The organism is Ruegeria sp. YTSC199, assembly GCF_059609725.1.
Genome location: NZ_JBXWMF010000021.1, coordinates 53,973 through 67,053 on the forward strand (window position 1 = coordinate 53,973; position 13,081 = coordinate 67,053).

The 13,081-nt window shown below is 60.0% G+C and carries 12 protein-coding genes; 7 read left to right on the forward strand and 5 right to left on the reverse strand.

Translation table 11 applies throughout. The features are described from left to right. Positions 1-2: 2 nt before the first annotated feature. The 3 genes from AC2FEE_RS18520 to AC2FEE_RS18530 form a co-directional block, all read right to left on the reverse strand. Positions 3-1,235 carry an NAD(P)/FAD-dependent oxidoreductase gene (locus AC2FEE_RS18520; protein ID WP_496866843.1) on the reverse strand — a complete coding sequence of 411 codons (1,233 nt, stop codon included), beginning with the start codon at positions 1,233-1,235 and terminating at the stop codon, positions 3-5. 78 nt (positions 1,236-1,313) lie between these two features. Beyond that, the gene (locus AC2FEE_RS18525) at positions 1,314-2,348 is read right to left on the reverse strand and encodes an ACP S-malonyltransferase (RefSeq protein ID WP_496866815.1); all 1,035 of its coding nucleotides are present in this window, start codon (positions 2,346-2,348) and stop codon (positions 1,314-1,316) included. Further along, positions 2,345-4,537, reverse strand: coding sequence for a dehydrogenase E1 component subunit alpha/beta (locus AC2FEE_RS18530; protein ID WP_496866816.1), 2,193 nt, complete (start codon positions 4,535-4,537; stop codon positions 2,345-2,347). The genes AC2FEE_RS18525 and AC2FEE_RS18530 overlap by 4 nt, the downstream gene beginning before the upstream one ends. 161 nt (positions 4,538-4,698) lie before the next feature. Between AC2FEE_RS18530 and AC2FEE_RS18535 the strand changes: the two genes are divergently transcribed. Next, a complete protein-coding gene (locus AC2FEE_RS18535) occupies positions 4,699-5,598 on the forward strand; it encodes a LysR substrate-binding domain-containing protein (protein WP_496866817.1) in 900 nt (299 codons plus the stop codon). 119 nt (positions 5,599-5,717) lie between these two features. Here the strand turns inward: AC2FEE_RS18535 and AC2FEE_RS18540 are convergent, their stop codons facing one another. Then, the gene (locus AC2FEE_RS18540; RefSeq protein ID WP_496866818.1) at positions 5,718-6,875 is read right to left on the reverse strand and encodes an acyl-CoA dehydrogenase family protein; all 1,158 of its coding nucleotides are present in this window, start codon (positions 6,873-6,875) and stop codon (positions 5,718-5,720) included. A gap of 109 nt (positions 6,876-6,984) precedes the next feature. Beyond that, the gene (locus tag AC2FEE_RS18545; RefSeq protein WP_496866819.1) at positions 6,985-7,548 is read right to left on the reverse strand and encodes a TetR/AcrR family transcriptional regulator; all 564 of its coding nucleotides are present in this window, start codon (positions 7,546-7,548) and stop codon (positions 6,985-6,987) included. 258 nt (positions 7,549-7,806) lie between these two features. On the opposite strand from AC2FEE_RS18545, the gene AC2FEE_RS18550 reads away from it, so the two are divergent. From AC2FEE_RS18550 to AC2FEE_RS18575, 6 genes are all read left to right on the forward strand, one after another. Further along, complete coding sequence (locus AC2FEE_RS18550) at positions 7,807-8,271, forward strand: nuclear transport factor 2 family protein (protein WP_496866820.1); 465 nt, start codon at positions 7,807-7,809, stop codon at positions 8,269-8,271. An 11-nt stretch (positions 8,272-8,282) separates the two neighbouring features. Further along, positions 8,283-8,903, forward strand: a complete 621-nt coding sequence (locus AC2FEE_RS18555; RefSeq protein ID WP_496866821.1) for a pyridoxamine 5'-phosphate oxidase family protein — start codon at positions 8,283-8,285, stop codon at positions 8,901-8,903. 44 nt (positions 8,904-8,947) lie between these two features. Next, entirely contained in the window at positions 8,948-9,109 is a 162-nt protein-coding gene (locus AC2FEE_RS18560; RefSeq protein ID WP_496866822.1) for a hypothetical protein, read from the forward strand. Between the two features lie 100 nt (positions 9,110-9,209). Further along, the gene (locus AC2FEE_RS18565) at positions 9,210-11,687 is read left to right on the forward strand and encodes a heavy metal translocating P-type ATPase (protein WP_496866823.1); all 2,478 of its coding nucleotides are present in this window, start codon (positions 9,210-9,212) and stop codon (positions 11,685-11,687) included. Next, positions 11,684-12,073, forward strand: a complete 390-nt coding sequence (gene cueR / locus AC2FEE_RS18570; protein ID WP_496866824.1) for a Cu(I)-responsive transcriptional regulator — start codon at positions 11,684-11,686, stop codon at positions 12,071-12,073. Before AC2FEE_RS18565 ends, cueR begins: the two co-directional genes overlap by 4 nt. 96 nt (positions 12,074-12,169) lie before the next feature. Next, on the forward strand, positions 12,170-13,042 hold the full coding sequence (locus AC2FEE_RS18575) for an NAD(P)-dependent oxidoreductase (RefSeq protein ID WP_496866825.1): 873 nt from the start codon (positions 12,170-12,172) through the stop codon (positions 13,040-13,042). Positions 13,043-13,081: the final 39 nt, after the last annotated feature.

The following is a 13,081-nucleotide window of genomic DNA, read 5'->3' on the forward strand; positions in this document are numbered from 1 at the left end:
GATCAAAACCGCGCCTTTATGAAATGGGTCAGTGCCGCACCGGTTTCGAAATAAGCACGGCGCAGGCCGGGCCAGCTTTCGTGGTAATCTGCGACCGCTGGAACCGGCAACAGCGACGCATCATCCTGCAGCAGGCTTTCCGCCACAAGGCGACCAAACACCGTGCCCGGCCCGATGCCACGCCCGGAATACCCATGCACCGACAGGGCGTTGGGCCCTATCTGTGTGATCTTGGGAATATGGTCCGCGGTCATGGCAATCCGAGCGTGCCACCCCTCGATTAGCGGCTGGCCGGACAGTTGCGGGAAAAGCTCAGCCAGTTTGCGCCTGATCCAGGCGGTATGAGCGACGCGGCCGACCTGACCCAGATCGCCCATGGCGCCGATGATCAAGCGGCCCGCGGCGTCCATCCGAAACGAGGTCATGATCAGGCCGGTATCCCAGCACCCCTCTCCCCCCGGCAGAATACTGGCGCGCAGATTGTCCGACAGCGGCGCGGTGGAGAACTGGAAGTAGTAAACCGGCACATATTCTGGTGCCGATGCCTGCAGCCCCTGATGATAGGCATTGGTGGCCTGAATCACCGATTTCGCACGCACCAAACCCCGAGGGGTTTTCAGCGTCCAAACGCAATCGCTGTGCTGCATGGACACCACCGGGCTTTGGGTCGCGATTTGCGCCCCGTTTTTCGCAGCGGCGCGGGCAAGGCCCCGGACGTAACTTAGTGGTTGGATGGTACCTGCGCGGGGATCGAACAAAGCACCATGGAACGCAGTACTGCCCGCGCGATGCGTCGTCTGTTCGACAGACAGCAGTTCAACTGGCGCACCCGCAACGGATAGCTGCGCGTGTCGGGTCTGCAGATCCCGCAGACCTTTGGCGGAATGCGCGCAGTGCAACGTTCCGTTGCGCACGGGTTCGCAATTGATGTCGTGCCTATCGATCAGATCAAACACTTCACCGGGCGCGGCGGCCAGAAATTCAATCAGTCTTACCCCCGCATCGTCCCCAAGACGCTGACGAATGTCGTCGGGCGGCAGCCACAGCCCCGCGTTCGCAAGCCCGACATTGCGGCCCGAGCCGCCATGACCGATCTCCTCCGCCTCCAGCAGGCACACCGATGCCCCGGCCTGCGCCGCCGTCAGCGCTGCGGAACAACCTGTATAGCCTCCGCCAATCACCGCCAGATCAACGGTCAGGTCGTCGGTCAGGGGAAGGCTATCGAACTGCTCCATACAGGTGTTCTGCCAGAGGGACTGGTTGTGGTCGCTCACGCGGGGCTCCTTGAATGTGCGCGGATCATCAGGGCTGGATCAGCCGGTTGCAAGCGTCCTCTGATCGTCGCGGCCCATCGCAATTAAGAAAGGCTGCGCGTCCTGTTGTTTCTGAAATGATGCCTTGTCGGACATGCCGCGCCAGTCGGCCAGGACCAGCGATTGCGCCACGGCCCCACCCAGAGTCGCACCGGGGCCTGTTACAATGAACAGGTCAGGTGCGAACTCGCGCGCCGCGGTCTGGATCGCGCGAGTAAAGTCATAGGCCTCTGTCACCTGATGTCCCAGCGTATAATCCCACAGCGCCTGTGTGTCTGTCGCACCCGGCCACCAGATTTTGCCGCGCCCGTCGATCATGGGGTATTTGGGTTGGCCAAACATACCGACGCCCAATCGAGCCCGTCCCTCAGCCGCAACCGGGGCCTGCCACGCGGTGTGAAAGGCCGCGTGATTTGGAAGCCGCATCGGAAAGCGGTCCTCAATTGTGGGGCACGCGGCCTCAAAGGCCTGAAGACCCGCCTCATTTCCCGCCAAAACCAGCATCCCGCCCAGATCGATGGACAGCGCGAGATCACACCCGTCAGACGCGTTGATCCGTACGACATCGGCCAAAAATTTTGCCTTGCGGGCGGTGTCGTTTTCCCAGTTTTCACCCACGAACGGATAAACCAGTTGACCGCCGATCAACTGGTCCTGCATCAGCGTGCCCATCGTGTTCACCACGCGGAACCCGTCCTGCGATGACAAGGCACCACCTGCGGCCAAGGCGATATACCAACCCATAGAATTGCCTGTGACCGCGACCACTTCGATGTCTTCGGCTACAGCCTGTGCGTCGGCTAGAGAAGCCGCATAGATCAGGGGTGATGCCACATCACCGCGAGAATACTTGCTGACGGTGTAACGGCTTGCGCCATCCAGTGTTGTCACAGCCTCCTGTCCCGCCTCGGCGCGGATGGCGTCAAAGCTGTGGAACAGGTCTGTCCGTTGCACGTGATGGCGGCGCAGATAGCCCAGTTCGGGCTTGTTATAGGTCCCCCGCCCCGGGCAGATCACAACGGCAGTGCGTGTCATGAGCGGCCTCCGGTCAGGGCCAGCGCGACGGCAATAATGCCATCCTTCGACGGCAACGGAGCGGCATAGGCCGGGCCAGTGGCAATAAAGCTATCTTCGGCCACGACGCGAGCGGTTGGGATATCGGGGTTTTCTTCGGCGAAGAACGTCATCAGCGCCTCGGATTGGCTGCCGGTGCGGCGACATTCATCAACCACCAAAACATGCGCGCAGGATTTGGTGGCCTCGCGCAGGGCATTGACTGGCAAAGGCGCCAGCCAGCGCATGTCGATAATGCGCGTCTTGACGCCAGCGGCCTCCAGTACGGGCAGTGCTTGCTGAGACAGATAGTGTCCGTTGCCGTAGGTCACGACGGCCAGATCGGTACCGTCCCCGTGCACACCAACCTCACCCAGCGGGATGCATTGGTCTGGCGAGGGATAAGTGGTCATCCACCCGCCATCCTGCGCATCATGCAAATCCCGCATCGGATAGAGGGCAATTGGCTCCAGAAATACCACCACCCGCTGCTCCTCGCGCGCCAGTCGCACGCATTCGCGTAGCATCTGCACCGCGTCCGTGCCGTTGGAGGGGCAGGCAATGATCACACCCGGAATGTCCCGCAGCACCGCCAGAGAATTGTCGTTGTGGAAATGCCCACCGAAGCCTTTCTGATACCCCAGCCCGGCAATCCGCAGCACCATCGGATTGGTGAATTGCCCGTTCGAGAAAAACGGCAGGGTCGCGGCCTCGCCCCGGATCTGATCCTCGGCATTGTGCAGATAGGCGAGGAACTGAATCTCGGGGATCGGAATGAACCCGTTATGCCCCATGCCGATGGCAAGCCCCAGAATGGACTGTTCGTCCAATAGCGTGTCAATCACTCGGTCCGGCCCAAACCTTTGCTGCAATTTCTGGGTCACACCGTAGACGCCTCCCTTGCGGCCAACATCTTCACCCATACAGACAATCTGACCATGCTCTAGCATCAGATCGGTCAGTGCCCAATTGATCAGGCGACTCATGGGTTGAGGGTCTTCCATCGCGCGCATATCTCCGCCAAAGACCTTGGCCCGGGCCTCGGCGCTGGGGCCATTGGTAGGTTTGCAGGCACGTTTTGGCGGGATCAGGCTGGCCATCACCTCAGCGGCATTGACCAGGTGCGGGCGTGTGGCCGCTTCGGTCGCGATACGATCCGTGCGGGCGCAGGTATCCTCATAAATTTTCAGCGCTTCCGCAGGCGACAAGGCACCCGCCTGATCCAGCAAGCTCACGCTATGAAGCAGAGGGTCATTGGCCTCGTCAGACTCAACTTCGACCTTCGACAGGTAAGTGGTCGGCACATCCGCACCGGCATGGCCGTAAAGGCGTACGGTTTTCATATGCAGGAAGGCAGGTTTACGACGGGTGCGCACATAATCGGCGGCCTCCTGCGCCACGGAGTAAGTCTCATAAATATCCAACCCGTTGGCTTGGAAATACTTGATCCCCGGACGATGCTCCATCGACGTCTGTATCCAGCCCTTCGGTGTTTTGACCGAGATCCCGATCCCGTTATCCTCGCATACAAACAGCAGAGGCAGCGGAGTGGATTGCACGCTGGTCCACCCGGCAGTGTTAATAGCCCCCTGCGCCGTCGAATGGTTGGCTGAAGCATCCCCAAAAGAACACATCGCAATTCCATCCTCGGGCAACTCCCGATGTTCAGGATCATGCCGTCGAGCGGCGCCCAGACTATAGGCCGCGCCAACGGCCTTGGGCAGATGGCTGGCAATGGTCGACGTCTGCGGCGGGATCATCAACGCCTTTGACCCCAGCACTTTGTGCCGCCCGCCCGAGATCGGGTCTTCTTTCGAACAGGCAAAACTGAGCAGCATGTCCCAGGCGATCTGCTGACCGGGCACCTGCTCGGCCCGGGCGATCTGAAACGCTGCATCGCGGTAGTGCAGAAACGCGATGTCGGTCGGGCGCAATGCGTGCGCAACCGCCGCCATCCCCTCATGCCCGGATGAGCCAATCGTATAAAACCCCTGTCCTGCCTTCTGCATCGCACGACTGGTCCGATCCAGCGCCCGGCTGAGGACCTGAGACCGGAACAGCGATACCGCGTCAGTGTTTCTGAGACCCGGGCGCGGCGGCGCACCACTGGGAAAGTCACGTTTCGCGACCCGGGTCAGGAAGTTTTCGTGAACGATCTGAGCGCGATCCATGGCTTGTTCCCCGGTCTTCGAATTCTTCAGATGGGCAATTTCATCTTGAATAGCACGCGGGTTCTCAACCGGTCATCCAAAAGAAAAGCCTGTATGTGTATCGGGCTGGTGCACCGCGAATGCCAGTGATATTCCATCCTAAAGGTATGAGGATTTGTCATATGATCGCCCCGCGCCGCTTCCTGCCCTCGATCCCATCTTTGCTTGCGCTTGAGGCCGTCGACCGCCTTGGCAGCGCCTCTGCCGCCGCCGAAGAGCTTTCCCTGACGCAAAGCGCGATCAGCAGGCAACTCAAGTCAATGGAAGAACAATTGGGTGTGGACCTGATCCAGCGCAGCCAGATGCGTTTGCACCTGACACCAGCGGCCAAAGAATATGTGCAAGTTGCGCGCACCGCGCTGACCCATCTGGCGCAGGCATCGCTGAAGCTGAAAGCCAACCCCACCGGAGGATCGCTGAACCTGTCGATCCTGCCCGCCTTCGGCATGCACTGGCTGGCCCCGCGTTTGCAGGATTTCGCCCGTCGCCATCCGGAAGTAACGGTAAACCTCAACACCCGCTTGCGACCGTTTGACTTTGACGCCGAACATTTCGACGCCGCGATCCACTTCGGCCAGCGCGACTGGGCCGGTGTGAATTACCTGCGCATCATGCGAGAAGATGTGCTGCCGGTGTGCTCACCCGACCTGCTGCCCGAGGACTCTGATGATATCGGGTGGCTGGCGGAGGCCCCCTTGCTGCACCTTGAAACACGCCCTGACGCTTGGGAACGGTGGTTCGCCGCGCAAAGCCATGAGGTCACCGGAATACGCGGCATGTTGTTCGATCAGTTCTCGACCATGGGGCAGGCAACTATACACGGACTGGGCGTGGCATTGCTACCCAGCTACCTGATCGAGGCCGACCTGACATCGGGTCGGCTGGTACCAGCCTGGCGCGGCCCGGGCGTGAGCCTTGGCGATTTCTATCTTGTCTGGCCACAATCGCGCGCGGAATCCGAACCACTCAGGTCGTTTCGCGTGTGGCTGCAAGGTCAAATTGATCAAGTGTCACACTTGTAAGAAACGCTTTGGAGATTCCCAGCGCGACCTTCGGCCTTGCGTCCTGCGGACGACAGGGGGCTAGGCAGGAAATGTTTCGCCAAAGGCATTGACGAGGGGCGGGAGGAGCCCCGGATTCGCTAGGTGTCCAACGACCGGGCAATGAGTTCCTTCATAATCTCATTCGTGCCGCCATAAATCATTTGAACGCGCGCGTCCGCGTATAAACGCGCGATCGGGTATTCCATCATGAACCCGTAACCGCCGAATAGCTGCAGGCATTCGTGCATGACCTCGTTCTGCACCTCCGAGCCCCAGTATTTCACCATCGAAGCTGTGGCTGCATCCAAGGTACCTGCCTCGAGCCGAGCGATGCAGTCGTTGACAAAACTGCGCAAGACCTCGGCTTTGGTCTTGCACTCGGCCAGTTTGAAGCGGGTATTCTGGAAATCCATCACCCGTTGGCCAAACGCCTTACGCTCCTGTGTATATTTCACCGTTTCAGCAATGGCGAAATCAATCGCACCAAGCGCCCCAATGCCGATTGTAAGACGCTCCCACGGCAACTGCTTCATCATCTGATAAAACCCCTGCCCTTCTTCCGCCCCCAGAAGGTTGGTCATCGGCACCTTGACGTCTTCAAAGAACAACTCGGCCGTGTCATTGGCCTTCATACCCAGTTTCTTCAGGTTTCGACCTTTGCGGAAACCCTCTGCTCCCTGGGTCTCCACAGCTATCAAAGAGACCCCCCTTGACCCCTGCGTCTTGTCGGTCTTGCAAGCCACAAGGATCAGGTCCGCCGACTGACCGTTTGTGATGAAAATCTTGGACCCATTCAGCCGGTAGGAATTGCCATCCTTGTCTGCCGTCGTCCGAATGGATTGCACATCAGAACCGGTTCCGGGCTCTGTCATGGCAAGTGCACCGATCATCTCACCCGAGGCCAGTCGCGGCAGCCACTTCCGCTTTTGGTCTTCGCTGCCATAGGTGTTGATGTAGTGAACGACGATGGTCTGGATCGCATAACCCCATCCCGAATCCCCGTGCGAGGCCTGGGCGTAGAGCGTCATCGCATCAAACCCGATACCACCCCCGACACCGCCATAGGCTTCGGGAATCGCACCGGCCATCAACCCCATGTCACCCGCCTTGCGCCACATGTCACGATCAACAACGCCGTTTTCGTTCCAGCGGTCGAGATTGGGTGCCAGTTCTTCCCCCATGAACCGGTCCGCCATTTCCGCAAACATCTGATGCTCTTCGGTCACCCAACCTGCGGTGGTGGTAAAAAGTGGCATACGACATCCCTCCCTTGCCTTTGCCTGAACAGCCTAGCTTTTGAGGTTTCGCATTCCAATCCGCCCCGAGGCAGCGCAACGCAACGTCGCTTTGATGATCCGGCCCGGCTCAGACCTGCGCGTTGTCCAGCAGAATCTGCGCGGCCGCCTTGGCATCGTGTGCCGGATCACAGGATTTCAGAAACACCGCCGCGACAATCGCGCCTTCCTGCAACAGCACAATCTGACAGGCCAGGTGTTCTGGGTCGCGCGCACCGGCCCGACGGGCCAGGTCCGTGAAATGATCCAGCAATATCTGCTTGTGTTCCGCCGACTGTTTGTGGATCGGATGATCCTTTTCCTGGTATTCTGCGCCGGCCTTGATGAACATGCAGCCGCGATATTCTTCCTCACTGAACCACTCGCCCAGCGCATCGAAACTGGCGATCAATTGCCCGGCCGGAGTGTCGGACAACTCGCTGATACGATTCAGGAAATCCTTGCGAAAGCTCTCGTCCCGCAGCTGCAACGCCGCAAGAATCAAGTCCTCTTTGGTGCGAAAATGCTTGTACATCGAGGTCTTGGACACCCCCGTTTCAACCACCAGCTTATCCATTCCGGTGGCATGAAACCCATCACGGTAAAAAACCTGCAGGGCTTTGCGGACCAGTTCGTCACGTTTGTTAGGGCGCATATACGGACTCCTGAGTGTACAGATCAGTACATAATGTTCGATTGCTTAAATCACAACCTCTGAGAGAACCTGGGTAAGATTTCAAAATAAGACTTGCAAAAGATTACCGATCGGTACACTTTGGACGCAATATGTACCGATCGGTTAACTTTGGAGCAATCAGATGAGACGCCATTCCAGCATTTTCTCCTCCCAATACGTCCCAGTCATTTTGACCCTGGCGATGATTGCAGCCGCCTTGACATGAAAGACCGAATGATGAGCCGCCCCCCTGTGCCCCCCTTCACGTTGGAATCCGCGACACAGAAAGTCCGCATGGCGGAAAACGCCTGGAACAGCCGCGACGCTGACGTGGTCACGCCAGCCTATACAGATGACAGCCAGTGGCGGAACCGCGCCGAATTCCTGACTGGTCACACTGACATCCACACCTTTTTGTCCCGCAAGTGGAACAAAGAACTGGAGTACCGACTGATCAAGGAACTTTGGGCCTTTTCCGGCAACCGCATCGCCGTACGCTATGCATACGAATGGCGGGATGACAGTGGACAATGGTTCCGTTCATACGGCAACGAGAACTGGGAATTCGCCGAGGATGGCCGAATGGCCAAGCGTCATGCCTCGTTAAACGATCTTCCAATTTTCGAGGCCGACCGCCTGTTCCATTGGCCACTGGGTCCCCGTCCCGACGATCACCCCAGCCTGACTGAATTAGGCCTGTGAAAGGATAGAACATGCCACGCGCCTTTTCCGAACTGACATTTACCCCGGCTGTCCGGGCGCATCAGGAGAGGATGGGCTCGGCCGGGACCTACGCCAAGTTCATCGAAGGCGGCCCCCGGCAAGGGCATCAGATCGGACCGGCCGAAAAGGCATTCATCCAGGCGCGCGACGGGTTTTATCAATCCACCGTATCCGAAACCGGCTGGCCTTATGTCCAGTTCCGTGGCGGGCCTGTCGGATTCCTGAAGGTGCTGGGCCCGCAAACCATCGGCTATGCCGATTTTTCCGGCAACAAACAGTATATCTCGCGCGGGAATCTGGACGGGAACGACCGGATTGCGCTGATCCTCATGGACTATGCCAATCAACGGCGGCTCAAGATACTTGGCCGGGTAGAGTTCTCCGAGGGTGAGGCCGCAGCGGCAAGCCTGTACCCCGACGGTGCCCAAGCCCCCGCCGAACGTGCCACCCTCATCCGGGTGGGAGCGCTGGACTGGAACTGCCCGCGCCACATCACTCCGCGCTTTACCGAGGCTGAACTGCGTCCGCATCTGAACGCGCTTGGGCAGCAACTGGCGCAGCTTCAGGCCGAGAACGAGAAACTTAAACAGCAATTGGCCCAGCGGTCCTGACTCCCTGACTGGACAGGTCACAACAAATGTAAGGAGCCCTACACATGCTGCGATCTGTGTTGAACATTGCCAGCCTTTGCGCGATTGGCGCACTGCTGTTGGTCACGGCCCTGACGTTGGCCTTTTTTGCCTCGCCGGAATCCGTGCGCAGTTCTCCGCCCGTGATGTACGATTCCCTGCTGTTGGATCAGATTTTCGACCGCTGATATCTGCGATAGAAATTCCAAGAAATCTGCCTTGCCCCCTTGACCTTCCCGTGACTGGAACCCCCATTTGGGGGGAGAAGTTCCCCACAGGATGAGTCGGATGGCCGCGTCGCAGACAGTTCAGTTGAAAATCACGGGCATGGGATGCGCGTCTTGCGTCGGGCGGGTGGAAACCGCGTTGCGCGAGGTGGAGGGCGTGTCCGACGCCTCGGTCAATTTTGCGACCGAAACCGCGCAGGTTACCTTTGACGGTCAGATCGATGTGCTGACCGAGGCCTTGAGCCGCGCCGGTTATCCGGCGGCGACACAGCAAACGTCGCTGAAGATCGGCGGCTTGAACTGTGCATCTTGCGTATCCAAAGTCGAACGCACTTTGAATGCTGATCCAGCCGTAGTCGAGGCGCGGGTCAATCTTGCCACGGAAAGCGCGACGATCACCTATGTTGACGGCGCAACCGACCCGCAGGCGCTGGCGAAACGGTCTGAGGATGCCGGGTATCCAGCCCGTGTGGCAGATAGCAATGGCACATCGACCGACCATGCAAAAACCGAAGAGGCCCACACATTGGTCAAAGCGACGGCACTTGCCGCCATTCTGGCCTTGCCCGTGTTCGTGCTCGAGATGGGCGGTCACATGATCCCGGCCTTCCACCATTGGGTACACGCCACCATCGGGCTGCAGAACAGCCATCTCATTCAGTTCGCGCTGACCACAGTGCTGCTACTGGGGCCGGGGCGTGTGTTCTATGCCAAGGGTATCCCCTCTCTGCTGCGTGGATCACCGGACATGAACGCGCTTGTGGCTTTGGGCACGGGCGCGGCTTACCTGTTCTCGGTCATCGCGACCTTTGCGCCGCAGCTTCTGCCGCAAGGCAGCGCCAATGTGTATTTCGAGGCCGCCTCGGTCATCGTGGTCCTCATACTGCTGGGCCGGGTGATGGAAGCGCGCGCCAAGGGGCGCACCGGCGCCGCGATCCGCAAACTGGTGGGGCTGCAGCCCAAGACCGCGAGGGTTGAGATGGACGGTGCCGTTATCGACCGCCCAATTGCCGACATCACGGTAGGAGAAATCCTGCAAATCCGCCCGGGTGAGCGGGTTCCGGTGGATGGAGACGTGCTCGACGGGACTTCATATGTCGACGAAAGCATGATCACGGGCGAACCCGTGCCCGTTGGCAAGGCGCCCGCCGATCAGGTCGTGGGTGGTACGGTCAACGGCACCGGTGCGCTGCGGGTCCGTGCCACGCGGGTTGGGGCCGACACCGTTCTGGCGCAGGTCATCCGCATGGTCGAACAGGCACAGGGGGCCAAGTTGCCAATTCAGGGGCTGGTCGACCGGATCACCGCCAGGTTCGTGCCCGTGGTCATTGCCGTTGCTTTGCTGACTATCGCGGTCTGGCTGATCTTTGGCCCCGCGCCCGCCTTGCCGATGGCCCTGGTCACAGGTGTCTCGGTTCTGATTATCGCCTGCCCCTGCGCCATGGGCCTGGCGACACCGACCTCAATCATGGTGGGCACCGGGCGCGCGGCTGAGCTGGGCGTTTTGTTCCGCAAGGGCGACGCATTACAGCAATTGCAACAGGCCAAGGTGATCGCGCTGGACAAGACCGGAACGCTGACATTGGGGCGGCCCGAACTGGAAGGCATCACCGTCACAAACGGCTTTGACCGTGACACTGTTCTGCGGCTGGCCGCAGCGGTCGAGGCACAATCCGAACACCCGATTGCCACCGCCATTACTCGCGCAGGACCGACAGATTTGCCATCACCGTCAGAGTTCCAATCTCTGACCGGGCTAGGCGTTCAGGCAACGATCGAAGGGCGCGAAGTCCTGATCGGATCGCCCCGCCTGATGGCGCAGCACGGGGTCGACCTGTCCGATCTGAACGTTGAGGCCGACCAGCGCGCCAGCGAAGGAGCCACGCCGCTGTTTGTCGCGATAGACGGTCAGGCTGCGGCGCTGCTTACGGTTTCAGACCCGATCAAACCCGGCACGCGACAAGCGCTGCAGCGCCTCCACGCGATGGGCCTGACACTGGCGATGGTGACCGGCGACAACGCCCGCACAGCTCAGGCCCTGGCCGACAGGCTGGGCATCGACCACGTCACGGCCGAGGTCCTGCCGGATGGCAAGCTGGCCGCAATCACCGCGTTACGCGATCAATTCGGCACGCTTGCCTTTGTCGGCGACGGGATCAACGACGCCCCCGCACTGGCGGCGGCGGATATCGGTGTGGCCATTGGCACGGGCACCGACGTGGCCATTGAAACAGCTGATGTGGTGCTGATGTCCGGCGATTTGCGCGGTGTGGCCAATGCGGTTGAGATCAGCCGCCGCACCATGCACAACATCCGCCAGAACCTCGGCTGGGCCTTCGGCTACAACATCCTGCTGATCCCGGTAGCCGCCGGGGCGCTGTATCCGTTCAGCGGGCATCTTCTTTCCCCTGCCCTTGCTGCCGGGGCGATGGCCTTGTCCAGCGTCTTTGTGGTTTCGAACGCACTGCGCCTGCGTCGCGTACGGGCCAGCTTGCCTGAGGCACCGCAAGGCCCCGAAACGCATGAGGTCACGCCGTGAATATCGGAGATGTAGCAACCCAAACTGGACTGCCTGCCAAGACGATCCGGTACTACGAGGATATCGGTCTGATCAAACCGCTGCGAGACAACAACGGCTATCGGCGGTTCCGCGCACAGGACGTGCACAAGCTGAACTTTCTGGGCCGCGCCCGCGCCTTGGGTTTCACGATCGAGGATTGCCGCACCCTAATGGCCCTGTACGAAGATGAAACCCGCGCCAGCGCCGATGTCAAAAAGGTAGCCCGGGCACATCTGGCGCAGATCGAGGCCAAGATTGCCGACCTCAACGCCATGCGCGACACGCTGGGTCATCTGATCGACGCCTGCGCCGGGGATGACCGGCCCGATTGCCCGATCCTTCAGGATTTGGGCGGCAAGCCCTGACGCGGGGTTGCTCTTTGGGCGCAGCTTTGCTTTGTCTCTGCCCAACACTCCGGCCTGCTGAACGAAATGGGACCGGACAGCAGAGAGGATCACCAAATGGCAAAAGTTGCGTTTCTGGGCCTGGGCGTCATGGGCTATCCAATGGCAGGTCACCTGCAGGCGGCGGGTCATGAGGTGACCGTATACAACCGCACCGCCGCAAAGGCCGAGGCCTGGGTGGCCCAGCATGGCGGCGCCATGGCCACCACCCCGAAAGAGGCCGCACAGGACGCTGAATTCGTGATGGCCTGCGTCGGCAACGACAATGACCTGCGGATGGTTTGCACAGGCAAAGATGGTGCGTTCCACGGAATGACTGAGGGCGCGACTTTCGTCGACCACACCACGGTTTCCGCCAAGGTGACCCGCGAAATGTACACAGCAGGGCAGGCGCAGGGGACCGCATTTGTGGACGCCCCGATCTCAGGAGGGCAGGCGGGCGCCGAGAATGGTGTGCTGTCGATCATGTGCGGCGGCGATCAGGCCGCCTATGATGCGGCCGAGCCGATCATGCAGGTCTATTCCAAAATCTGCCGCCGGATCGGCGAAAGTGGCGCAGGACAGATGACCAAGATGTGCAACCAGATCGCAATTGCCGGACTGGTTCAGGGCCTCAGCGAAGCGCTGCATTTTGCCGAGAAAGCCGGTCTGGACGGACGTGCGGTCGTTGAGGTGATCAGCCAGGGTGCGGCAGGCAGCTGGCAGATGGCGAACCGCTATGAAACCATGCTGGACGATCATTTCGATCACGGCTTTGCGGTCGACTGGATGCGCAAGGATCTGGGGATTTGCCTTGAGACGGCCAACGAGACCGGGGCGTCTCTGCCGGTGACGGCTCTGGTCGATCAGTTCTACAAGGATGTTCAAAAGCTGGGCGGTGGCAGATGGGATACGTCGTCGCTGATCAAACGGTTGCGCGCTTTGGACTGATGGCAAGGGGCTGTCTGCCCCTTCTTAGCCCAAGGAAGA

Excerpts from the sequence above, each read along its gene's own strand:
- AC2FEE_RS18550 (WP_496866820.1), top strand. The coding sequence starts at position 7,807 with ATGAGCCGCCCCCCTGTGCCCCCCTTCACGTTGGAATCCGCGACACAG.
- AC2FEE_RS18525 (WP_496866815.1), bottom strand. The coding sequence starts at position 2,348 with ATGACACGCACTGCCGTTGTGATCTGCCCGGGGCGGGGGACCTATAAC.
- AC2FEE_RS18540 (WP_496866818.1), bottom strand. The coding sequence starts at position 6,875 with ATGCCACTTTTTACCACCACCGCAGGTTGGGTGACCGAAGAGCATCAG.
- AC2FEE_RS18535 (WP_496866817.1), top strand. The coding sequence starts at position 4,699 with ATGATCGCCCCGCGCCGCTTCCTGCCCTCGATCCCATCTTTGCTTGCG.
- AC2FEE_RS18575 (WP_496866825.1), top strand. The coding sequence starts at position 12,170 with ATGGCAAAAGTTGCGTTTCTGGGCCTGGGCGTCATGGGCTATCCAATG.
- AC2FEE_RS18520 (WP_496866843.1), bottom strand. The coding sequence starts at position 1,235 with ATGGAGCAGTTCGATAGCCTTCCCCTGACCGACGACCTGACCGTTGAT.
- AC2FEE_RS18530 (WP_496866816.1), bottom strand. The coding sequence starts at position 4,537 with ATGGATCGCGCTCAGATCGTTCACGAAAACTTCCTGACCCGGGTCGCG.
- AC2FEE_RS18545 (WP_496866819.1), bottom strand. The coding sequence starts at position 7,548 with ATGCGCCCTAACAAACGTGACGAACTGGTCCGCAAAGCCCTGCAGGTT.
- AC2FEE_RS18560 (WP_496866822.1), top strand. The coding sequence starts at position 8,948 with ATGCTGCGATCTGTGTTGAACATTGCCAGCCTTTGCGCGATTGGCGCA.
- AC2FEE_RS18555 (WP_496866821.1), top strand. The coding sequence starts at position 8,283 with ATGCCACGCGCCTTTTCCGAACTGACATTTACCCCGGCTGTCCGGGCG.
- AC2FEE_RS18565 (WP_496866823.1), top strand. The coding sequence starts at position 9,210 with ATGGCCGCGTCGCAGACAGTTCAGTTGAAAATCACGGGCATGGGATGC.